Source organism: Sphingomonas sp. Leaf357, assembly GCF_001423845.1.
GTDB lineage: Bacteria > Pseudomonadota > Alphaproteobacteria > Sphingomonadales > Sphingomonadaceae > Sphingomonas.
Genome location: NZ_LMPM01000001.1, coordinates 517,539 through 538,633, shown reverse-complemented (window position 1 = coordinate 538,633; position 21,095 = coordinate 517,539). Strand labels below are relative to the sequence as shown.

At 67.2% G+C, this 21,095-nt stretch carries 20 protein-coding genes; 12 read left to right on the top strand and 8 right to left on the bottom strand.

Annotated features, from left to right (window positions below; genetic code table 11):
* Positions 1-96: 96 nt before the first annotated feature.
* The gene (locus ASG11_RS02585) at positions 97-1,977 is read right to left on the bottom strand and encodes a potassium transporter Kup (protein ID WP_236697356.1); all 1,881 of its coding nucleotides are present in this window, start codon (positions 1,975-1,977) and stop codon (positions 97-99) included.
* 226 nt (positions 1,978-2,203) lie between these two features.
* Here ASG11_RS02585 and pdeM point away from each other — a divergent pair, with 226 nt between their 5' ends.
* Positions 2,204-2,863 carry a ligase-associated DNA damage response endonuclease PdeM gene (pdeM, locus tag ASG11_RS02580; protein WP_055774788.1) on the top strand — a complete coding sequence of 220 codons (660 nt, stop codon included), beginning with the start codon at positions 2,204-2,206 and terminating at the stop codon, positions 2,861-2,863.
* A gap of 72 nt (positions 2,864-2,935) precedes the next feature.
* On the opposite strand, the gene msrA is transcribed toward pdeM, so the two are convergent.
* The 4 genes from msrA to pabB form a co-directional block, all read right to left on the bottom strand.
* A complete protein-coding gene (msrA, locus tag ASG11_RS02575) occupies positions 2,936-3,595 on the bottom strand; it encodes a peptide-methionine (S)-S-oxide reductase MsrA (protein ID WP_055774785.1) in 660 nt (219 codons plus the stop codon).
* Positions 3,596-3,675: 80 nt separating this feature from the next.
* Positions 3,676-3,813, bottom strand: coding sequence for a hypothetical protein (locus ASG11_RS18935; protein ID WP_168371681.1), 138 nt, complete (start codon positions 3,811-3,813; stop codon positions 3,676-3,678).
* 173 nt (positions 3,814-3,986) lie between these two features.
* The gene (locus ASG11_RS02570) at positions 3,987-5,186 is read right to left on the bottom strand and encodes a pyridoxal phosphate-dependent aminotransferase (protein WP_055774782.1); all 1,200 of its coding nucleotides are present in this window, start codon (positions 5,184-5,186) and stop codon (positions 3,987-3,989) included.
* A 33-nt stretch (positions 5,187-5,219) separates the two neighbouring features.
* Positions 5,220-7,016, bottom strand: a complete 1,797-nt coding sequence (pabB, locus tag ASG11_RS02565; RefSeq protein WP_055774780.1) for an aminodeoxychorismate synthase component I — start codon at positions 7,014-7,016, stop codon at positions 5,220-5,222.
* 83 nt (positions 7,017-7,099) lie between these two features.
* Here pabB and ASG11_RS02560 point away from each other — a divergent pair, with 83 nt between their 5' ends.
* Positions 7,100-7,768 carry an MBL fold metallo-hydrolase gene (locus ASG11_RS02560; RefSeq protein ID WP_055774776.1) on the top strand — a complete coding sequence of 223 codons (669 nt, stop codon included), beginning with the start codon at positions 7,100-7,102 and terminating at the stop codon, positions 7,766-7,768.
* Positions 7,769-7,904: 136 nt separating this feature from the next.
* Here the strand turns inward: ASG11_RS02560 and ASG11_RS02555 are convergent, their stop codons facing one another.
* Complete coding sequence (locus tag ASG11_RS02555; RefSeq protein WP_236697355.1) at positions 7,905-8,345, bottom strand: MAPEG family protein; 441 nt, start codon at positions 8,343-8,345, stop codon at positions 7,905-7,907.
* A gap of 221 nt (positions 8,346-8,566) precedes the next feature.
* On the opposite strand from ASG11_RS02555, the gene rpmF reads away from it, so the two are divergent.
* From rpmF to ASG11_RS02530, 5 genes are all read left to right on the top strand, one after another.
* Positions 8,567-8,746 (top strand): 50S ribosomal protein L32, encoded by a 180-nt coding sequence (gene rpmF, locus ASG11_RS02550; protein ID WP_055774773.1) that lies wholly within the window; start codon positions 8,567-8,569, stop codon positions 8,744-8,746.
* A gap of 52 nt (positions 8,747-8,798) precedes the next feature.
* Entirely contained in the window at positions 8,799-9,830 is a 1,032-nt protein-coding gene (gene plsX, locus ASG11_RS02545; protein WP_055774770.1) for a phosphate acyltransferase PlsX, read from the top strand.
* Entirely contained in the window at positions 9,827-10,798 is a 972-nt protein-coding gene (locus ASG11_RS02540) for a beta-ketoacyl-ACP synthase III (RefSeq protein WP_055774767.1), read from the top strand. Before plsX ends, ASG11_RS02540 begins: the two co-directional genes overlap by 4 nt.
* A gap of 102 nt (positions 10,799-10,900) precedes the next feature.
* Positions 10,901-11,200, top strand: a complete 300-nt coding sequence (locus tag ASG11_RS02535) for an integration host factor subunit alpha (RefSeq protein WP_055774765.1) — start codon at positions 10,901-10,903, stop codon at positions 11,198-11,200.
* A gap of 42 nt (positions 11,201-11,242) precedes the next feature.
* Complete coding sequence (locus ASG11_RS02530) at positions 11,243-11,587, top strand: MerR family transcriptional regulator (protein WP_055774762.1); 345 nt, start codon at positions 11,243-11,245, stop codon at positions 11,585-11,587.
* A 190-nt stretch (positions 11,588-11,777) separates the two neighbouring features.
* Here ASG11_RS02530 and ASG11_RS02525 read toward each other — a convergent pair whose 3' ends face one another.
* Both ASG11_RS02525 and ASG11_RS02520 read right to left on the bottom strand, forming a co-directional pair.
* A complete protein-coding gene (locus ASG11_RS02525) occupies positions 11,778-12,317 on the bottom strand; it encodes a SixA phosphatase family protein (RefSeq protein WP_055774759.1) in 540 nt (179 codons plus the stop codon).
* Positions 12,318-12,327: 10 nt separating this feature from the next.
* Positions 12,328-15,084: an ATP-dependent DNA helicase gene (locus tag ASG11_RS02520; protein WP_443024425.1), complete on the bottom strand. Its 2,757-nt coding sequence runs from the start codon at positions 15,082-15,084 to the stop codon at positions 12,328-12,330.
* A 160-nt stretch (positions 15,085-15,244) separates the two neighbouring features.
* Here ASG11_RS02520 and ASG11_RS02515 point away from each other — a divergent pair, with 160 nt between their 5' ends.
* The 5 genes from ASG11_RS02515 (at position 15,245) to ASG11_RS02495 (ending at position 21,059) form a co-directional block, all read left to right on the top strand.
* Positions 15,245-16,825 (top strand): lysine--tRNA ligase, encoded by a 1,581-nt coding sequence (locus ASG11_RS02515; RefSeq protein ID WP_055774754.1) that lies wholly within the window; start codon positions 15,245-15,247, stop codon positions 16,823-16,825.
* 63 nt (positions 16,826-16,888) lie between these two features.
* Positions 16,889-17,461 carry a 2'-5' RNA ligase family protein gene (locus tag ASG11_RS02510; protein WP_168371680.1) on the top strand — a complete coding sequence of 191 codons (573 nt, stop codon included), beginning with the start codon at positions 16,889-16,891 and terminating at the stop codon, positions 17,459-17,461.
* Positions 17,462-17,630: 169 nt separating this feature from the next.
* Entirely contained in the window at positions 17,631-18,809 is a 1,179-nt protein-coding gene (gene nhaA, locus ASG11_RS02505) for a Na+/H+ antiporter NhaA (protein ID WP_055774748.1), read from the top strand.
* Between the two features lie 4 nt (positions 18,810-18,813).
* On the top strand, positions 18,814-19,839 hold the full coding sequence (locus tag ASG11_RS02500) for a histone deacetylase family protein (RefSeq protein WP_055780109.1): 1,026 nt from the start codon (positions 18,814-18,816) through the stop codon (positions 19,837-19,839).
* A complete protein-coding gene (locus tag ASG11_RS02495) occupies positions 19,836-21,059 on the top strand; it encodes an MFS transporter (protein WP_055774745.1) in 1,224 nt (407 codons plus the stop codon). Before ASG11_RS02500 ends, ASG11_RS02495 begins: the two co-directional genes overlap by 4 nt.
* The last annotated feature ends 36 nt before the right edge of the window (positions 21,060-21,095 follow it).

Sequence of the window (21,095 nt, the reverse complement as noted above, 5' to 3'; positions counted from 1 at the left end):
CGCCGTCACCCCAGCGAATGCTGGGTTCTTAATCGGGCGGGCGTGCCGCGCGCCTCGCTGAGATCCCGGCCTGCGCCGGGATGACGATCGTGGGGATCACACCGCGACTTGCTCGCCCAGTTCCAGCACCTTGCCCGGCGGGATGCGCAGGAAATCGGTCGGATCGCTCGCGTTACGCTGCAGGAACATGAAGATATGGTCCTGCCATAACGGCATGCCTTCCTTCGCGGCGGGCTTCAGCGTGTTGCGGCCGATGAAATAGCTGGTCTTGGCCGGGTTCAGCGGCTTTTTCGCCGCCGCTGCGCCGAAGCCGAGATCGGCCGGCACGTCGGGCGTCTCCATGAAGCCATAGGTCAGCACGATGATGACGAAATTGTCGTCGACCCGTTCGCGCTTCACCCGGTCCTCGTCCGCCGCGATCGGGCGATCGGTGGTGCGGATGCTGACGATCAGATTGCGTTCGTGCAGCACCTTGTTGTGCTTCAGATTGTGCAGCAGCGCGCCCGGCGCGTTGTGCGGATTGCCGGTGAGGAACACCGCCGTGCCCTCGACGCGCTCTGGCGGGCGGCGGGCGAGCGCGGCGGCGAGATCGGCCAGCGGCACGCTCTGCCGCTCCTCGAACGCGCGCACGATGCCGCGGCCGCGCACCCAGGTATAGATCAGCAGACCGATCGCCGCGGCGATGACCAGAGGCACCCAGCCGCCCTCCACCACGCGCAGGATGTTCGCGCCGAAGAACACCAGATCGAGCGTCAGGAACGGCAGGATCACCGCCAGCGCGAGCGGCCGACCCCAGTTCCAGCGATGCCGCACGACGATATAGGCGAGGCAGGTGGTGACGACCATCGTGCCGGTCACCGCGATGCCGTACGCCGCGGCCATCGCCGAGGATGTCTTGAATTGCACCACCAGCACCAGCACCCCGGCCAGCAGCAGCCAGTTGATCGCCGGCAGATAGATCTGCCCGGCATGATGCGCCGAGGTCTGGCGAATGCGCAGGCGCGGCAACAGGCCGAGCTGGATCGCCTGCTGCGTGAGCGAATAGGCACCGGTGATCACCGCCTGGCTGGCGATGATCGTGGCGAGCAGCGACAGGCCGACCAGCCACGGCCGGAAGCGGTCCGGCGCCATCAGGAAGAACCAGTCCTGATTGACGAAGTCCCTGCCCGTCGCCAGCGCCGTCTCCTGCGCGGCGAGCGCGAAGGCACCCTGCCCGAGATAATTCATGCACAAGGCCGGGAAGACGAGGAAGAACCAGCCGATGCGGATCGGCTTGATCCCGAAATGCCCCATATCGGCGGTCAGCGCCTCGGCCCCGGTCACGGTGAGGAACACCGCGCCCAGCACGAACAGGCCGGGCACGCCGTGGCTGGCGAGGAACAGCACGCCGTAATGCGGCAGAAAGACGCGCAGGATCGTGGGCTCGTCGGCGATGTGCCACAGGCCGAGCCCGCCGATCGCCAGGAACCACAGGATGCACACCGGCCCGAACATCGCGGACACCCGCGCGGTGCCGCGCGCCTGGATCAGGAACAGGCCGACCAGAATCACGATCGTCAGCAACAGGATGAGGTTGCCGTCCACGAACGTCAGCCCCGGAATCGTCTTGATGCCCTCCACCGCCGACAGCACCGACAGCGCTGGCGTGATGATCGCATCGCCGTAGAACAGGGACGCCCCCGCCGCGCCGAGCACGATCGCGATCAGCGAGCGCTTGCCGAGCGCGCGCCGGGCCAAAGCGGTCAGCGCCAGCACGCCGCCCTCGCCCTGATTATCGGCGCGCATCAGGAACAGCACGTATTTGACCGTCACGACGAGGATCAGCGCCCAAAGCGCCAGGCTCAGCACGCCGAGAATCTCGCTCGGGTCGATCCCGCCCTCCGCCGTCTGCCCCAGCGCCTCGCGAAAGGCATAAAGCGGGCTGGTGCCGATATCGCCGAACACCACGCCGATCGCACCGATCGTCAGCGCGATCATCGCCGGATGCGGGGCGGAATGCTGCGTGGAAGTTGGGGAAGGTTGCGCCGATCCGGGCGATTCAGCAGCAGATGACATGCATTTTCGACCGATGATGGAAGACGGCGCGCTCTACGCCTGTTGCGGTGCGGCGCAAGAGGATTCGTGGCCGGTGGCCAGGGGAGATTCGTCGGGCCGTTCGCGGCAAGCCGTTGATCGGCCCGCGCAAACGCGCCATAGCCGGGCGATGGTTCCCTTTTCGTTCGCCGGGCACGATCTGTGTGCATTGCCAGAAGGCGCATTGTTCTGGCCGGCGCGACGCGCGTTGCTGGTCGCCGATCTGCATTTCGAGAAAGCGAGCTGGTTCGCCAAAAGCGGCCAGATGCTGCCGCCTTACGATTCGATCGCGACGCTGACCGATCTGACCGCACTGGCCGAAGCGACCCAGGCGCGCGAGATCTGGTGCCTGGGCGACAGTTTTCACGACTCGGCCGGCTGCGACCGGCTGCCCGAACGCGCGCAGATGCTGCTCCGCGCGCTGACCGCCACGCGCCGCTGGATCTGGATCACCGGCAATCACGATCCCCGCATCGATCGCTGCGGCGGCGAAGTGCTGGACGAGACGATCGTCGACGGGCTGGTGTTGCGCCACGAAGCCGAGCCGGCGGATGCCCGCCCCGAATTGTCGGGGCATTTCCACCCGAAACTGCGCTTGCGGGTACGAGGCAAATTGGTGTCGCGGCGTTGCTTCGTGACCACGCCGGCCAAGATCATCCTGCCCGCGTTCGGATCGCTGACCGGAGGGCTGGACGCGACGCATCCGGAGATCGTGCGCGCGACCGGCGGCGGCGCACAGGCGCTGATCGCGGTGGAAGACCGGTTGCTGCGGTTCCCGCTGGCGGCTTGAGGGTTAACCTCCGGCCCATCGCCACCGTCATCCTGGCGAAGGTCAGGATGACGGCAGTTTTAAAGTCAGGCCTCACCGCGCGAGCGTCGGGAACCCGGCCTTGAACGCGGCGACCTTCGGCTTGTCCCACGTCACGATATACGGATGCGTCGGGTTCCGATCGAAGAAGTTCTGGTGATATGCCTCGGCCGGGAAGAACTGCCCGCCTTCCAGCTTCGTCACGATCGGCTTGCCGAACGCCCTGGTCTTGCCGAGTTGCGCGATATACGCCGCTGCCACCGCCTTCTGCTGCGCATTCTGCGGGAAGATCGCGCTGCGATAGCTCGGGCCGCTGTCCGGCCCCTGGCGGTTCAGCTCGGTCGGGTCGTGCGCGATCGAGAAATAGACCCGCAGCAGCGTGCCGTAGCTGACCTGCGCAGCGTCGTAGACCACCTTGATCGCCTCGGCATGGCCGGTGCCTTCGGTACTGACCTGATCGTAGCTCGCGGTCGCCTTGGTGCCGCCGGCATAGCCTGCCGTGACGGTCTTCACGCCCTTCACATGTTCGAACACCGCCTCCATGCCCCAGAAGCAGCCGCCGGCCAGCACCGCCGTCTGCAGGCCGGGCGTTCTGGGCACATCCTGCGCGGCGGCGGGGATCGGCACGGCGCGCTCGGCACTGGCGCTGCCGGAGAACAAGGCGACCGCGCCCAATCCGGCAATGGCGGCGATCGGCAGGATGGTTTTCAACATCGGAAGCTCCTTGGCGTCGAACCTGTTCGCGCCAGCAACTCAGATAGTTACGCGCAAGGCCGATCCCAAGGGCAGGTTACTTAGCGGTCTGCGTGCGCCACCGACGCGAAGGGGTTCTGGATCGCGCCCTGCGGCTGCAACGTGACCATGCCGACCGCACCGAGCAGGAAACCGGCGGCGAACTGCCAGAGAAAAGCGGACTTCAGGAAACTGCGCATAACTCACCTCCACGGGCCCTGCTACGGGCCGGGCGTCTCGCCTGCATTGCATGGCGGACATAAATCGAAACCATGTCGGCTCGGCAGATCGTCCTTCGACGCGCCACCGACAATGCCGTATTATGAAACGGAACGTTAACGGCCGCTGGCGAGCCCGTTCACCCAGCGCCCATCTACCGTATGTTGGCGCAGGCCGCCTGGATGCGTTCGCACGCCTCGCGCAGCAGATCGTCCGACGTGGCGTAGGAAATGCGCATCGCCGGCGACAGACCGAACGCCGCCCCCTGCACCGCCGCCACCTTGGCGTCATCGAGCAGATAGGCGACGAAATCCTCGTCGGTCGCGATCACCTTTCCGTTGGGCGTGCTCTTGCCGATCAGCGCGGAGAATTCCGGATAGACGTAGAACGCGCCTTCGGGGCGCGGGCACGTGATGCCGTTCGCCTGGTTGAGCATCGACACGACCAGATCGCGGCGCGACTGGAACAATGCGGCATTGTCCTTCAGGAAAGCCTGATCCCCGGTCAGCGCCGCGACGCTGGCGGCTTGCGCGATCGAGCAGGGATTGCTGGTCGATTGCGACTGCAGCTTCGACATCGCCTTGATCAGCCATGGCGCGCCGGCGGCGAAGCCGATCCGCCACCCGGTCATCGCATAGGCCTTCGAACAGCCATTGGCGGTCAGCGTGCGATCGTAGAGCGACGGGCAGACCTGAGCGATGGTGGTGAATTCGAAATCGTCGAATACGATATGCTCGTACATGTCGTCGGCGAAGATCCACACGTGCGGATGCCGCTCCAGCACCTCGCCCAGCGCCGTCAGTTCGGCGCGCGAATAGGCCGCGCCAGTCGGGTTGGACGGCGAATTGAGGATCACCCACTTGGTGCGCGGCGTTATCGCGGCGTCCAGTTGCTCGGGCCGCAACTTGTAGTTCTGCTCCGCGCCGGCCGCGACGAACACCGGCGTGCCGTTCGCGAACAGCACCACATCCGGATAGCTCACCCAATACGGTGCCGGGATGACGACCTCGTCGCCCGCATCCAGCGTCGCGACCATCGCATTGAACAAAGTGTGCTTGCCGCCGGCGTTGATCGTGATCTGGTTGCGCTCGTAGCTCAGTCCGTTGTCACGCTTGAATTTGGCGACCACCGCATCCTTCAGCTCAGGCGTGCCGTCGACATTGGTATATTTGGTCTTGCCGTCGCGGATCGCCTTGATTCCGGCGTCCTTAATGAACTCCGGCGTATCGAAATCGGGTTCGCCGGCACCCAGGCCGATCACGTCGACGCCTTCCGCTTTCAGCTCCGCCACGCGCGTGGTGATCGCCAGCGTCGGCGAGGGCTTGATGCGGTTCAGCGCGGCGGAGGGCTGCATAAGCTGGTTCCTGAAATTGGGGAAGCGCGGGCGCTATAGACTTGGCCGCGTCCAGTTCGCAACCGCAACAACCGCCGGAACCCGCCCGCGCAGGGCATTGCCGAGCGAGAAACCGAGCGTGAGGTCGTCGGGCGTCAGATCCGCTTCGATCGCCTGCCCGCTCTCGATCAGTTCGGCCCGCAACACGCCGGGCAACAGGCCGCGCGACACAGGCGGGGTGAGCAGCACCCCGTCCCGCTCCACGAAGATGTTCGTGAAGCTGCCCTCGGTCAGGAAGCCTGCCCGATCGACGAACACCACCTCGTCCGTTCCCGCAGCGTGGCGAGCGTCATCGTAGAAGGCCCGGTCGCTGGTCTTGTGGCGTAGGCGGAAGTCGGCGGACGCGACCGGCAACGGCACCACCGCCACGCGCGCCGGGCCGTCGAACGGCGCGGGCGCGGGGGCGACCTCGATCGCGATCGCGCCGCTTTTCGCCAGCAGCAGGCGCACGCGACTGGCCCCACGCAGGCGGAAGGTCGCGGCCTGCAATTCGTTGCGCGTATCGTGCCGGTCGAAGGTGAAGCCGAACAGCTCGGCGCTCGCCTTCAGCCGCGCGAGGTGGCGTTCCAGCAGCATCAGCCCGGCCATCGGATCGAACGCCATCGTCTCGATCAGGTCGAAACTCTTTTGTCCCGAGGTGAGGAAATCGCCCTTGGCCAAACTTTCGTCCCATTCTTCGCCGCCACGGGAATCCGCGACGATACCGCCCCCGGCACCGAACATGGCATGATCGCCGCCGATGGGAATCGATAATGTGCGGATCGCGACGTTGAACATCGCATCGCCGCCCCCGCGTCCGGTGGCCGCGTCGATCCGGCCGATCGATCCGGTATAGGTATTGCGGGGCGCCTGCTCGATCTCGGCGATCGCCTGCATCGCGCGGATCTTTGGCGCTCCCGTGATCGAACCGCAGGGGAACAAAGCAGCGAGCACGTCGATCGCGTCCTTGCCCGGCGCGAGGCCGGCGGTGATCGTGGACACCATCTGATGCACGGTCGGATAGGTTTCGATCGCGAACAAGCGCGGCACCGCGACGCTGCCGGCGCGCGCGACGCGCGACAGATCGTTGCGCATCAGATCGACGATCATCAGGTTTTCCGCACGCTGTTTCTCGTCATTGCCGAGCGACACTATCCGTGCGGTGTCGTCCGTCGGCGTCTCGCCACGCCGCATCGTGCCCTTCATCGGGCGGCAGCTGAGCGCATCCCCCTCCAGCGTGAAGAACAGTTCCGGCGACAGCGACAGCAGCAGATCACGGCCGGTCGAGACCAACGCGCCATAGCCGGCGCGCGCCCGACCCCTGAGCGCGGCATAGAGCGCCAGCGGGTCGCCGGCGAAGCGGCAGGTTGCGCGATAGGTGAGGTTGGCCTGATAGAGATCGCCCGCCGCGATAAGATCCTGTACCCGGGCGAAGTGCGCGTCATAAGTGGCACGGTCCTCGTCCGGCCGCGGCGCGCCGATCCACGCGCCCGCCGGATCGGGCAGCACAGCGGCCACGTCCTCGGCGGAAATCTCTTCGTAGCGATCGAACAGGCCGAACCACACCAAGGGACCGCCACCCGAAACAGGCGTTCCGAGCACCGGCTCGAACGCCGCCCCGGCCTCATAGGACAGGAAGCCCGCCGCGTGCAGCCCCGTGGCACCGGCCGCCCGCACCTCCGCCAGCGCCGGCATGACACCCGCCAGCTCATGCGCCGCGATCACGCGCACCGGCGCGCGGTACAGCCGCGCCGGCACGCCACCGGCACGGGCGTCGTCGAGCAACACGAAGGGGGCGTCGAGCGCGAGCATGGGCTCAGCGCCTTGCAATGCGCCATGGGCCACGGCAAGCGCCAAGGTTGCCGCCCGGCCGCTGCCCGCCTATTTCGGGCGCCATGACCACTCAACCGACCCCGCCGCTGCGTGCCGCGATCGTGCCCGTCACCCCGCTGCAGCAGAATTGCACCTTGTTATGGTGCACCGAAACGATGCGCGGCGCCTTTGTCGATCCCGGCGGCGACCTGCCCAAGCTGAAGGCGGCGGCGGCGCAGCACGGGGTGACCATCGAGAAGATCATCCTGACCCATGGTCACTTCGACCACTGCGGCGAGGCCAAGCCGCTGGCCGAGCAACTGGACGTGCCGATCGAAGGGCCGCACGAGGCCGACCTGTTCCTGCTCGAAACGCTCGCCGAGGACGGGATGAAATACGGCATCATGGGCGGCAAGGCGTTCGTGCCCGACCGCTGGCTGGTCGAGGGCGATACCGTCACGGTCGGCAATCTCACGCTCAACGTCTATGAAACGCCGGGCCACACGCCGGGACACGTGATCTTGCACCACCCCGAATCGAAGCTGGCGCTGGTCGGCGACGTTCTGTTCCAGGGCTCGGTCGGCCGTACCGATTTCCCGCGCAGCAATCACCAGGATCTGATCGATTCGATCGTCGCCAAGCTGTGGCCACTCGGCGACGACACCGCCTTCATCCCCGGCCACGGCCCGATGAGCAATTTCGGCCATGAGCGGAAATACAATCCATTCGTCGGCGCGGGCGCCACGGGCTAGCCAAATATCGTCGTCGTCCTGAACTCGTTTCAGGATCCAGGCGCGGTCGGTTCCATAAAAGACGATGTCCGTTAAGCGGCCGACCGCGCCTGGATGCTGAAACAAGTTCAGCATGACGATACTATAGAGGCCTGGCTCACCCCGTCGCCGGCACCACCTCCACCGCCGCCTTGGGCGCGCCGTAATGCGCGATCAGCGGTAGAGCGATGGCGTAGCCGCCCAGCGCCAGCAGCAGGAGGAAGGTGATCAGGATGCCGATCATCCGGCCGCCCTTCATCCCGTCCATGCCAAAGGCGTGGAGCACGCGCGCGATCAGGAACAGGATCGCCGCCACCCACAGCCAGGTCGACGTGCCGCAGGTGAACTCCAGCGCCGCGATCAGCATCACGATGAACGGGGCGTATTCGACATAGTTGGCCTGCGCGCGCATCCGGGCGATCAGCGCCGCATTGCCGCCGTCGCCGATATCGACCTTCGCGGAAGATCGGACCCTGCCGGCGCGCAGGCCGAGCCACAATGCGATGATCCCAGCGCCGCCCGTCGTGACCAATGTCACCGGCATCGTGATGCTTTGCATGTCCGTCCCCCAAATCGTTGAAGCCGCGATTATCGTCCGTGCCGGAGCCTGCCACCCGGCGCGGCGGGTTGCAACGTTCGCAGGAATCGCTATAGGCGCATCGCTTCGCGCGTGTGTCCGGCCGCTGGTGCCACTGCGGCCGACTTCACGTCGGTTGCGTGGGGCCTTCGATTCGGGCTTGCCGCAAAATCAGGTCCGATCAAACACAAGGTTTCGCCGAAATGGCCGTCCCCAAGAGAAAAACCACGCCGTCCAAGCGCGGCATGCGCCGTAGCCACGATTCGCTCAGCATCGACGCGTTCCAGGAATGCCCGAACTGTGGCGAACTGAAGCGGCCGCACAACATGTGCCCGTCGTGCAACCACTACAACGGTCGCGAGATCATCGCGGACAAGGCCTGATACCGGGCCTGACACTGGGCCTAGATCAGGTTCCGAACAGGAACGGAGCGACGTGACCGACAGCTCCTTTATTGCCGTTGACGCGATGGGTGGCGACAAGGGGCTGGCCGTGATGCTGGCCGGCGTCGCGCGCGCGCGTCATCGCTTTCCCGACATGCGTTTCCTGCTCGTGGGGGACGAGGCGGCGATTCATGACGGATTGCGGTCGCATCCGAACCTGACCGCCAATTCGGAAATCGTCCATGCGCCCGAAGTGGTCGGCTCCAGCGAAAAGGCTGGCGTCGCACTGCGTCGTGCTAAGAAGACGTCGATGGGCATCGCCATCGACATGGTGAAGCAGGGCCGCGCGGGGGCCGCGGTGTCGTCGGGCAATACCGGCGCGCTGATGGCGATGGCCAAGATCAGCCTGCGCATGCTGCCCGGCATCGACCGGCCTGCGCTCGCCGCGATGCTGCCGACGCTCGGCGACAATGATGTCGTGGTGCTCGATCTCGGCGCCAATACCGAGTGCGACGCGCGCAACCTGATCCAGTTCGCGGTGATGGGCGCGGCCTATGCTCGCACCAACATGGACCTCGCCTCCCCCCGGGTCGCGTTGCTCAACATCGGCAGCGAGGACCAGAAGGGCACCGACGAGATCCGCGACGCGGCCAGCGCGCTTCGCGCGGCGACTCACCTGCCGCTGACCTTCACCGGCTTCATCGAGGGCGACCGGCTGTCGCGCGGCGAAGTCGACGTGATCGTGTGCGACGGCTTTTCGGGCAATATCGCGCTGAAGACCGCCGAGGGCACCGCCCGGTTCGTCGGCGATCTGCTCAAGCGCGCGTTCAGTTCGTCGTTGCGCTCGAAGGTCGGCTTCCTGATCTCGCGCCCGGCAACCGAATTGCTGCGCCATCATCTCGACCCTAACGTGCATAACGGCGCGGTCTTTCTTGGTCTCAACGGCATCGTCGTGAAGAGCCATGGCGGTGCCACCGAACTCGGCGTCGCCACCGCGATCGCCGCCGCCGCCAAGATGGTGCGCGACGATCTCACCCGCCGGATCAGCGAAGACCTCGGCAATTTCGAGGCGAAAGCGGCATGATTCGTTCGGTCATCACCGGCACCGGTTCCGCGCTTCCGGCGCGCCGCGTCTCGAACGCCGAACTGGCCGAAACCGTCGATACGACCGACGAGTGGATCGTCGAGCGGACCGGCATCCGCTTCCGCCATATCGCCGGCCCGGACGAGACGACGGCCACGCTCGCCGCCGATGCCTGCAAGGCCGCACTCGCCGCCGCCGGCGTTGCGGCGCAGGAGATCGACCTGATCGTGCTCGCCACCGCCACGCCCGACCAGACCTTTCCGGCCAGCGCGACCAAGGTGCAGGCGATGCTCGGCATCGACGATTGCGTCGCGTTCGACGTGGCGGCGGTCTGTTCGGGCTTCCTCTATGCGGTGCAGGTCGCCGATGCGATGCTGCGCTCCGGCACCGCGCGCCGCGCGCTGGTGATCGGTGCCGAGACGTTCAGCCGCATCCTCGATTGGGAGGATCGCACCACCTGCGTCCTGTTCGGCGACGGTGCGGGCGCGATCGTGCTGGAGGCGCAGGAAAGCGACGGCGGCCCCGAGTCGCGCGGCATCCTCGCGACCAAGCTGCATGCCGACGGGCGCCACAACCAGTTGCTCTATGTTGATGGCGGCCCGTCGACCACCGGCACGGTTGGCAAGCTGCGCATGAAGGGCCGCGAGGTCTTTCGCCACGCCGTCACCAATCTGGCCAGCGTGATGAGCGAATCGCTCGCGTTGGCCGGTCTCGAATCCTCCGACGTCGATTGGGTCGTGCCGCATCAGGCGAATGCCCGGATCCTCGATGCGACCGCGCGCAAGCTGGGGCTGCCGGCCGAGAAGGTCGTCATGACGGTCGACCAGCATGCCAATACCTCCGCCGCCTCCGTCCCGCTCGCGCTCGACAGCGCGGTGCGCGACGGACGCATCAAGCCGGGCCAGTTGCTCGTGCTGGAGGCGATGGGCGGCGGTTTCACCTGGGGCGCGGCGGTGGTCCGATTCTAGCCCCGGGACGGCGATCGAAACGGGAGCGTCACAAAGACCTTTCCGCCCGCTTCGTCATTGTGCTAGACCATTGTCCTGCCACGCTGTGGAGAAGGGGAGCGCATGGCGCCTGCTGGAACATTGACCAGGGCCGATCTGGCCGAAGCACTTCACCACCAAGTGGGGTTGTCGCGCGCGGATTCGGCGAAGCTGGTCGAAGATATTCTCACGCACATGTGCGAATCGCTGTCGAAGGGCGAGAACGTCAAGATCTCCGGTTTCGGCACCTTCGTATTGCGCGACAAGGGCGAGCGGGTCGGGCGCAATCCGAAGACCGGCATCGAGGTGCCGATCGCGCCGCGCCGCGTGCTCACCTTCCGCGCCAGCCAGATGATGCGCGATCGCATCGTGAGCGGGGCCTGATGTGTCCTGTAACGGCTCATCGCACGACCGGCGGCTGCTGACATGACCGAGTCCGGCGCTCCCGACAAGGCGGCGGGCGCGTTCCGGACGATCGGCGAACTGTCGCGCGAGACAGGCCTGCCGCAACATATCCTGCGCTATTGGGAAACGCGCTTTCCCCAACTCCGCCCGCTGCAGCGCGCCGGCAATCGCCGCTATTACCGCCCCGCCGACATCGCCTTGGTGCTGCGCATCCAGAGCCTGCTCGAGCAGGAAGGCTATACGATTCGCGGCGTGCAGAAACTCCTCATGACCGAGCGCAAGCGCGGCGGCGGGAAGGTCGATCTGGCGGCGGTGCAGGAGATACGCGATTCGCTCGCCGACGGGCTGGAGCAGGATAAGGGCTGAGGCCCGTAATTATCTTTGACTGCGTTTTCCATCACCCCGGACTTGCTCCGGGGTCCACCAAGCGGCTTTCGATGTGAACATGATGTGATCGCCGAGTTAGCGGCACGGTGGACCCCGGAACAAGTCCGGGGTGACGGTTCTGGTTTGGAAACCGCTAGCAAAGCTGCCGGAAATTGAATTTAAGTCAGACTTAATCCTGATCCGGCCCCAAGGCCGGATCCAGGTCGCGGGGGCGGATGAAGCGCGTCAGCGTCGCCGTGTTCTGGGCGACCTCGACCCAGGCCCCGTCGAACGTCAGTTCCGCCGTGCTCGCGGTAGGAAACTTCTCCTCCACTGTATCGCGCAGCGCGTCGCTCGCTTTGTCCGGCACCAGCATCAGCACGAGATCCTCGAGACCCGGATTGTGCCCGATCATCAGCACGCGCTCCGCGCCTTCGGGCAGTTCATGGATCACGTCGAGCAACGTCACCGCCGAGGCGAGATAGATCCGGCGATCGACCACCGGCGCGATCGTCTCGCCATAGCCGCTGGACAGTTCTGCGATCGTCTCGTGCACCCGTACCGCCGGAGAGGCCACGACATGATCGAAGGAGAGGCGAAGATCGCGCCAATGCCGCCCGACACAGGCGGCGGCGCGCTTTCCTTTGCTGTTGAGGGGACGATCTACATCGCGCACCACCTTGTCGTCCCACCCGGATTTGGCGTGGCGCAGCAGGGTCAGCGTCTTCATGGGCTCTCCGTCAGGCGTCCAGCCGCGATTCATGCACGAGGCGCGTGACGGAAGGAAGACGCGATGCACGCAATACCGCCTCGTCGAGCGTGACGCGTTCGATTCGCACGCCCGGCGGGAAGGCGGTGAGCAGGCGCGACGGCATCGCGGCGGACAGCAGGACGAACATGCCCTTGTCGTCGGCGCGGCGGATCAGCCGCCCGAACGCCTGCGCCAGCCGCGCGCGGACGATGCGGTCGTCATAGGCGCTGCCCCCGCCCGCCAGCCGTCGCGCGGCGTGCAGCACGGTCGGCTTCGACCAGGGCACGCCCTCCATCACCACCAGCCGAAGCGATTCGCCCGGCACGTCCACCCCGTCGCGCAGCGCATCGGTGCCGAGCAGGGAAGCCGAGGCATCGTCGCGGAAGATGTCGATCAGCGTGCCGGTGTCGATCGGATCGACATGCTGGGCGTAGAGCGGCAATCCGTCGCGCGCGAGCCGGTCGGCGATCCGCGCATGCACGCCGCGCAGCCGCCGGATCGCGGTGAACAGGCCGAGCATCCCGCCATGGCTGGCGCAGCCCAGCCGGGCATAGGCGTTGGCCAGCGCGCCCATGTCGCCGCGCTTCACATCGGTGACGATCAGCACCTCGGCCTGGGTCGCGTAATCGAATGGCGAGGGTGCCTCGAAACGGCTCGCCCCGCGCAGCAGGTGCGTGGCCCCGGTGCGGGACTCGGCCACCTCCCACCCCTCGTGGGGATCGGCGCCGCCGCCGCGCAACGTCGCCGACGTGACGAGCGCGCCGTGCGCCGGTTTCAGCACCGTCTCGGCGAACGGCTTGCTGGGATCGAGCCAGTGGCGATGCAGCCCGATATCGTATTCGCGCCCCTCGACCCGGTCGACCGCCATCCAGTCGACGAAATCGGGCGTCGCCGGCCCGCCGATCCGCGCCAGCAGCGACAGCCACGCGGCGACCGTCTCGGCGCGCCAACCGATCGAGGCGATCGCGCCTTCGATCCGCGCCCGCGCCGGCCCGTCCATCCAGTCCGGCCCTTCCTGCAGCACCGCTTCGAGCCGGCGGCCGAGCCCGACCAGCGGGCGCACCAGAGCATCGAGCGCATGCGCCGCCGGCCCCGCCGCCTCGACGAGTGCCGCATCCGGCTCGGCCAGCTCGGTTTCGAGGCCATAGCCCGCATCGCCTTCCGCCTCGGCGCGCGCATAGGTGAGGCCGCGCACCGCCGCGAGCAACGTCTCGATCGGCCCGAACGGCGCGCCCTCGCCCAGCCGCTGCAGCCAGCCCTCGCTCGCCAGCGCACCGGCCGCCGCGACCGCGTCGGAGATCGCGCGCGCGCCGCCCTCGTCATAGCTGGCGACATCGGACAGGCGCGCCTGAAGTCCGCGCCGCCGCCCGCGCCCGCCGGATTCGGGGCCGAGGATCCAGCGCCGGATCTCGATCGTCTCGCCACCGGTCAGCGCGGTCGAGAACATCGAATCCGCCGCATCGAAGATGTGATGCCCCTCGTCGAACACGTAGCGCGTCGGCCGCGTGGTCAGTTCGCGCCCGCGCGCGGCGTTGACCATCACCAGCGCATGATTGGCAATGACGATATCCGCCTCCGCGCTGGCCCGCGCGGCGCGTTCGATGAAACATTTGCGGTAATGCGGGCAACCGGCATAGACGCATTCGCCGCGCCGGTCGGTCAGCGCGGTCGATCCGTTGCGCCGGAACAGGGTCGGCAGCCAGCCGGGCAGGTCGCCGCCGACCATGTCGCCATCCGCACTATACGCAGCCCAGCGCGCGACCAGTTGCGCGAGGATCGCGGCACGCCCGGCGAACCCGCCCTGCAACGCATCCTCCAGATTGAGCAGGCAGAGGTAATTCTCACGACCCTTGCGCGTCACCACCTTGGCCTTACGCACGCCTGCGTCGGGGAAAAGCCGCGCGCTTTCCTGCCCCAATTGGCGTTGCAGCGCCTTGGTGAAGGTGGACACCCATACCGCGCCGCCGGCCTTCTCCGCCCAGAGCGAGGCTGGGGCGAGATAGCCCAAGGTCTTGCCGATCCCCGTGCCCGCCTCGGCCAGCACCATGTTGGGCGTGTCGCGCATCATGCGCGGGCCGAACGCATCCATCGCGGCCTGTGCGAAGGCGCGCTGCCCGGGGCGTTGCTCGGCCGCGCTCCCGGTGAGTTGCGCGAGACGACTTTGCGTCTCGTGCGCCTCCAGCGTGATCGTGCGCGGTGCCGGGCGCGGCGCGCCTTCGGACCACTCGGGCAGTTTCGAAAAAAGCCAGCGCTCCGCCTCGGTCGGCTTGGTCAGATGATCGCCGACCAAGGGTGCCCAGGGCCAGCGCAGCCGGAACAGCGACTGCGCCGAGGTCCATGCGCCTTCCTTTTCCGGCCAGTCGCCCTTGGGCAGCGCGAGCAACGCCTCGGTCGCGTCGAGCAGAAACGCAGCGACCTCCTCGTCGCGCGCCGGCGCGGCCAGCCCGGTCACGCGCGCCAGCCCACGCGGCGTGGGCACCATGAAGCGCGCCGGGCACATGAAGGCGAACAGTTCGAGCACGTCGAGCCCCGACAGATCGGCATAGCCCAGCCGCTGCCCGACCAAGGCGGCGTTGAGCACGATCACCGGCGTGTCGGCGGCGATGCGGATCGCCTCGCCCCGCCCGATCGGGCGCGTGCCGTCCACCGTGGCGATCCAGATGCCGCTATGGCTGGCGTGGATGGCGGGATAGGGCAGCGGTGTGGGCACGGGCGCGACAGTGGCGCGGACGGAACGAAATGGCAACGCCTCACGCTTGCTTCCATCCAAACCGTCATCCCAGCGCAGGCTGGGGTCTCTGCGGGGCTGGCGTCGTGCGCGCCTCGTGGAGATCCCAGCCTATGCCGGGATGACGATGGAGGGGCGGGTTGTGCGTGTCAGTCACCATGCGCTAGGCGAAACCGCTATGACCGACGCCCTCCGCACCGCCGCCCTCGAGTCCAAAGCCTGGCCTTATGAAGAGGCGCGCAAGCTGCTCAAGCGCTATCCGGACGGAAAGCCGGGCGGCGCGCCGATCCTGTTCGAGACCGGATACGGCCCGTCCGGCCTGCCGCATATCGGCACGTTCAACGAGGTGCTGCGCACGACGATGGTGCGCAACGCCTTCCATGCGCTGAGCGACCAGCCGACGCGCCTGCTCGCGTTCAGCGACGACATGGACGGCCTGCGCAAGGTGCCGGACAACGTGCCGAACAGGGCGATGCTGGCCGAGCATCTCGGCAAGCCGCTGAGCCGCATCCCCGATCCGTTCGGTACCCACGAAAGCTTTGCCGCGCACAACAATGCGACCTTGCGTGCCTTTCTCGACCAATACGGCTTCGACTACGAATTCGCCTCCTCGACCGATTATTATGCCAGCGGGCGCTTCGACGAGAAGCTGAAGCAGGTGCTGCGCAACTATGCCGCGATCATGGCGATCATGCTGCCGACGCTGCGCGGCGAGCGGCAGGAGACCTATTCGCCGGTCCTGCCGATCAGCCCGAGATCGGGCATCGTGCTGCAGGTGCCGGTCGAGGTGGTGGATGCCGATGCGGGCATCATCGCGTTCATCGACTCCAGTGTTCCGGGGGGCGAGCGGATCGAGCAATCGATCCTCGGCGGGCAGGCCAAGCTGCAATGGAAGCCCGATTGGGGTATGCGCTGGGCCGCGCTGGGCGTGGATTACGAGATGCACGGCAAGGATCTGATCGATTCCGCGCAGCTCGGCGGGCGCATCGCGCAGGTACTCGGCGGGCGCAAGCCGGAGGGGCTGATCTACGAGCTGTTCCTCGACGAGAAGGGCGAGAAGATCAGCAAGTCGAAGGGCAATGGCCTGAGCCTGGAGCAATGGCTGACCTATGGCCCCGAGGAATCGGTCGCTTTCTACGCCTATCGCGAGCCAAAGAAGGCCAAGCAGCTGCACATGGGCGTGATCCCGCGCGCGGTGGACGAATATTGGCAGTTCCGCGGTAATTATGCCGGGCAGGTGCCGAAGGAACGGCTCGGCAATCCGGTGCATCACATCCATGACGGCGCGCTGCCGTCGGGCGAGATGCCGGTGACGTTCGGGCTGCTGCTCAATCTGGTCAGCGTGATGGGTGATGCGACCAAAACGCAGGTGTGGGGCTATCTCGGCAATTATGTCGCCGACGCCACGCCGGAAAAGTATCCCGAACTCGACCGGCTGATCGATCGCGCCTTGGCCTATGGGCGCGATTTCGTGACGCCGACGTTGAAGCGGCGGGCGCCGGAAGGTGTCGAAGTTGCCGCGCTCGAGCGGTTGGACCGAGAACTTTCGGACCTGCCGGAAGGGGCAAATGCCGAGGATATTCAGAACCTTGTCTATGAAATCGGCAAGACCGGCGGGTTCGAGAACCTGCGCGACTGGTTCAAGGCGCTGTACGAGACGCTGCTGGGTGCCGAACAGGGCCCACGGATGGGCAGCTTCATCGCGCTGTACGGCATCGACAATTCGCGCAAGCTGATCGCGGAGGCGCTGGCGCGCTGAGCGATTCGACACCGGATTTCAGAACATATAAAGAACATGCTTGCCGAGTCGGAGGGTGAGTGGATGTTCGAGAAACGGATCAAGGCAGCGCATCGCTTCTTCTTCGCACTGTATCCGCCGCCGATCCTGGCGCGGCAGACGGTGGAGGCGATGACGCCGTTCGCCGAGGGCGCGCGGATGATGCGGCCCGAACGGCTGCACGTGACGCTCGATATCCTGAACGATTACGCCGAATGGCCGGACGAGATCGTGCCGGCGCTGGTCGCGGCGGGATCGACCGTGTCGGCCGCCCCGTTCGACGTGACGCTGGATACCGTCTCCGGCGGGGCGCATACCGTCGCGCTGCGGCCGCGCCTGAAGAATGCGCCGCTGGAGCGGCTGCACCGCTCGATCGCGGCGGCCCGCGCCGGTCTGGGCGTGGACGGCCGCTACGGCTACGATTTCTCGCCGCACATGACATTGGTCTATCGCAAGGGCGAGTCGGTCAGCCGCCCGGTCGCGCCGATCAGCTGGGCGGCGGAGGAGTTCGTGCTGGTCCACAGCCTGATCGGCCCAGCGCGGCACGAGGTGATCGCCCGCTGGCCGCTGAACGGGGTGCCGGATGCGGCCGATATCGGGCAACTCGCCTTATTCTGAGGCGAGATCGTTGGCGGCCCCCTTGACCGTTCGTTTCGAGCGCAGTCGAGAAACCGGGGCCGGGCGCTACGTGGCGGTTTCTCGACTGCGCTCGAAACGAACGGAGAGGGTTGGCTACCTCGAACCCTGTTCCGATTGCCTGATCGGCGCTGCGCGGTAAGGGTGGGGCATGGCCCGCACTTCCCCCATCTCGGCGCTGCGTGCCTTCCTGAAAGACGAGGCGGCAGGCGGGATCGTGCTGATCGCCGCCGCCGTGCTGGCGATGATCGCGGCCAATGCGCCGTTCGCGGAAAGCTATTTCCACCTGCTCCATGCCGAGACCGGCCCGACGATCTCGCCCGCTTTGGGGCCGATGACCGTGCATCTGTGGATCAACGACGGGCTGATGGCGATCTTCTTCCTGCTCGTCGGGCTGGAGATCAAGCGCGAGCTGCTCGACGGCGAATTGGCCGACCCGCGCAAGCGCCGCCTGCCGGTGATCGCCGCCGCCGCCGGGATGATCGTGCCGGCGCTGATCTATCTCGCCGTCGCGGGGGGCGATGCGGCGCTGGTGCGCGGCTGGGCGATCCCGGCGGCGACCGACATCGCCTTTGCGATCGGGGTGATGGCGCTGCTCGGCAAGCGCGTGCCGGCCTCGCTCAAGCTATTCCTGACCACCGTCGCGATCGTCGACGACATGGGTGCGGTGGCGATCATCGCCATCGCCTACAGCCACGGCCTCGATCTTGGCGCGCTGGCCGCGGCGGCGGGCGTCCTAGCGATCATGGCGGCGCTGAACCGCCATGGTGTGCGCGCCCTAACGCCGTACCTGATCGCCGCCGCTTTGCTGTGGTGGCTGGTGCTGCTGTCCGGCGTGCACGCCACGGTGGCGGGCGTGCTCGCCGCCGCGCTCATCCCGATCGACCGCGACGACCGGCGATCGCCGCTGCACCGGCTGGAACATGCGCTCAGCCCGTGGGTCGCGTTCGCGATCGTGCCGTTGTTCGGGTTCGCCAATGCCGGGGTCGCGCTCGGCGGCATGTCGGCATCGGTGCTGATCGAGCCGCTGGTGATCGCGGTGGCCGCCGGCCTGTTTCTGGGCAAGCAGATCGGGATCCTGGGCAGCATCGCGCTGGCCGAGAGACTGGGCATCGCGCGCCGGCCCGAGCGCGCCAGCTGGCTGCAGGTGTACGGCGTGGCCTCGCTGGCGGGCATCGGCTTCACGATGAGCCTGTTCATCGGCGGCCTCGCCTTTCCCGGGGATGCGGCGTCGATGGACGAGGTGAAGATCGGCGTGCTGGGCGGATCGATCCTGTCGGCGCTCGCCGGTTTCGCGGTGTTGCGCTTTGCCTGGCCGATACGGAGATGACGTGATGCGCCGGTTCTTCGATCCCCGCCAATTGGCCCATGCCCCGGCCAAGGAACTGCACAATGGCGGGTTCGTCGATTATGCCGAGACTCCGCCCCGCGCCGAGGCGATTCGGGCGGCGATCGGTGCGACGGAGGCACCGCACGATCATGGCGAGGCCCCGATCCTGGCGATCCACGACGCCGGCTATGTCGATTTCCTGAAGAACGCGCCGGCGCGCTGGGCGGCGGCGGGCCGGCCGGGCGACGTGATGGGCTATATCTGGCCGATCGTCGGGCGGCGGCCGCTGAAGCTCGACCGGATCGATGCGCTGGCCGGGCGCTACAGCCTCGATGCCTCCACCCCGCTGACCGCCGACAGCTGGACTTCGGCCTATTGGAGCGCGCAGGCCGTGCTGTCGGCGACGCAGGCCGTGCTGGCGGGCGAGCGCGCCGCCTTCGCCTTGTGCCGTCCGCCGGGGCACCATGCCGGGGCGGATTATCTCGGCGGCTATTGCTACCTCAACACCGCCGCGATCGCCGCCCAATACGCTCTGACGTCGGCGCGCGAGGCGGGCGCGAAGCGGGTCGCGATCCTCGATATCGACTATCATCACGGCAACGGCACGCAGGACATCTTCTGGACGCGCGGCGACGTGTTCTACGCATCGCTGCATGCCGATCCGGCGACCGACTATCCGTTCTTTTGGGGCCATGCCGACGAAACCGGCGAGGCCGAGGGAGCGGGCACGACGCTGAACCTGCCCCTACCGCAGGGCGCGACGCTGGACGCGTTCCGCCGCGCGCAGGCGAGCGCCCTGGCGGCGATCGGGCGGTTCGCGCCCGACCTGCTGGTGCTGAGCTTCGGCGCGGATACGTGGGAGGGCGATCCGATCTCGCACTTGAAGCTGACCACCGCCGATTATGCCGTGCTGGCGCGCGATATCGCCGCGTGCGGATGGCCGACGGTGATCGCGATGGAGGGCGGCTATGCGATCGACGCGCTGGGCGCGAACGTGGCGAGCCTGCTCGCCGGGTTCGAACCGGGGTGAGCGCGCTCGCCAAGGGCAGCGCGGGCTATCGTCGGCTGACGCTGGCGATGCTGTTCGCCGGGTTCTCGACCTTCTCGCTGCTCTACGCCGCGCAGCCGTTGCTGCCGCTGTTCGCGAGCGATTTTCAGCTGAGCGCGGAGGGTGCCAGCCTCGCGATCGGGCTGGCGACGGGTCCGCTGGCGATCGGCATCCTGTTCGCCGGCGCGCTGTCGGATCGCTGGGGACGGCGGCCGATGATGGTCGCGGCAATGTTCCTGGCGGGGGCGCTCGGCCTCGCCACTGCTGCCGCGCCGAGCTGGCCGGTGCTGCTGGCGGTCCGCTTCGCCACCGGCGTGGCGCTGGCCGGCGTGCCGGCGGTGGCGATGGCCTATGTCAGCGAGGAGGTCGATCAGGTTTCGGTCGGATCGGCGATGGGCCTGTACATCGCCGGCAGCGCGATCGGCGGGATGGCCGGGCGGCTGGGGGTGAGCCTGCTGACCGACATCGCCGGGTGGCGCTGGGCGATGGCGGCGGTCGGGCTCGCCAGCCTGGCGATGGCGGAGGCGTTCCGGCGGCTGGCACCCGAATCGCAAGGGTTCGTGGCCTCAACGCCGTCGGTGCGGCATGTCGCGCGCGGCATGATCGCGCTGTTTCGGGACCGCGCGATGGCTTTGCTGTTCGCCGAGGCGTTCCTGCTGATGGGTGTGTTCGTCAGCATCTACAATTATGCCGGTTTCCGTCTGATGGGCGCGCCGTACGGGCTGAGCCATGCCGCGGTCGGCGCGATCTTCCTGCTCTATCTGCTCGGTTCGGTCAGTTCGGCCTGGTTCGGCGGGCTGGCCGGCACCTTGGGGCGGCGGGTGTTCTGGGTGCCGGTCATTCTGTTGATCGCCGGCGTCGCGCTCACCGCCGCGCGGCCGTTGGCGCTGGTGATCGCCGGGATCGGCATCGTCACGATCGGCTTCTTCGGCGCGCATTCGATCGCCAGCGCATGGGTCGGCCGTCGCGCCTCGGCTCGCCGTGGGCAGGCGGCGGCGGTGTATCTGTTCTTCTATTATGCCGGATCGAGCGTGCTGGGGTCGCTGGGCGGCATGGCGTGGACGCGAGGCGGATGGAGCGCGGTGGCGTGGTATTGCGGCGGGCTGGGCGCGCTCGCAATTCTGCTCGGGCTGGTGTTGCGGACGATCCCGCCCTTGCCGGAGAATGTCGCGACACCGGCCAAGCCGCTGGGGACCGATTGAACGATCGGCGTGCCGGGTGGTTTCCCCGGTTCATCC

What these genes read in the sequence shown, in the direction of transcription:
- msrA (WP_055774785.1), bottom strand. Translation starts at nt 3,595, where the DNA reads ATGTTGAAAACCATCCTGCCGATCGCCGCCATTGCCGGATTGGGCGCG.
- ASG11_RS02515 (WP_055774754.1), top strand. Translation starts at nt 15,245, where the DNA reads ATGACCGACGCCCTCCGCACCGCCGCCCTCGAGTCCAAAGCCTGGCCT.
- ASG11_RS02500 (WP_055780109.1), top strand. Translation starts at nt 18,814, where the DNA reads ATGCGCCGGTTCTTCGATCCCCGCCAATTGGCCCATGCCCCGGCCAAG.
- ASG11_RS02570 (WP_055774782.1), bottom strand. Translation starts at nt 5,186, where the DNA reads ATGCAGCCCTCCGCCGCGCTGAACCGCATCAAGCCCTCGCCGACGCTG.
- ASG11_RS02585 (WP_236697356.1), bottom strand. Translation starts at nt 1,977, where the DNA reads ATGATCGCGCTGACGATCGGTGCGATCGGCGTGGTGTTCGGCGATATC.
- ASG11_RS02540 (WP_055774767.1), top strand. Translation starts at nt 9,827, where the DNA reads ATGATTCGTTCGGTCATCACCGGCACCGGTTCCGCGCTTCCGGCGCGC.
- ASG11_RS02535 (WP_055774765.1), top strand. Translation starts at nt 10,901, where the DNA reads ATGGCGCCTGCTGGAACATTGACCAGGGCCGATCTGGCCGAAGCACTT.
- ASG11_RS18935 (WP_168371681.1), bottom strand. Translation starts at nt 3,813, where the DNA reads ATGCGCAGTTTCCTGAAGTCCGCTTTTCTCTGGCAGTTCGCCGCCGGT.
- pdeM (WP_055774788.1), top strand. Translation starts at nt 2,204, where the DNA reads ATGGTTCCCTTTTCGTTCGCCGGGCACGATCTGTGTGCATTGCCAGAA.
- ASG11_RS02525 (WP_055774759.1), bottom strand. Translation starts at nt 12,317, where the DNA reads ATGAAGACGCTGACCCTGCTGCGCCACGCCAAATCCGGGTGGGACGAC.
- pabB (WP_055774780.1), bottom strand. Translation starts at nt 7,016, where the DNA reads ATGCTCGCGCTCGACGCCCCCTTCGTGTTGCTCGACGACGCCCGTGCC.
- ASG11_RS02555 (WP_236697355.1), bottom strand. Translation starts at nt 8,345, where the DNA reads ATGCAAAGCATCACGATGCCGGTGACATTGGTCACGACGGGCGGCGCT.
- ASG11_RS02510 (WP_168371680.1), top strand. Translation starts at nt 16,889, where the DNA reads ATGTTCGAGAAACGGATCAAGGCAGCGCATCGCTTCTTCTTCGCACTG.
- ASG11_RS02560 (WP_055774776.1), top strand. Translation starts at nt 7,100, where the DNA reads ATGACCACTCAACCGACCCCGCCGCTGCGTGCCGCGATCGTGCCCGTC.
- rpmF (WP_055774773.1), top strand. Translation starts at nt 8,567, where the DNA reads ATGGCCGTCCCCAAGAGAAAAACCACGCCGTCCAAGCGCGGCATGCGC.
- ASG11_RS02530 (WP_055774762.1), top strand. Translation starts at nt 11,243, where the DNA reads ATGACCGAGTCCGGCGCTCCCGACAAGGCGGCGGGCGCGTTCCGGACG.
- nhaA (WP_055774748.1), top strand. Translation starts at nt 17,631, where the DNA reads ATGGCCCGCACTTCCCCCATCTCGGCGCTGCGTGCCTTCCTGAAAGAC.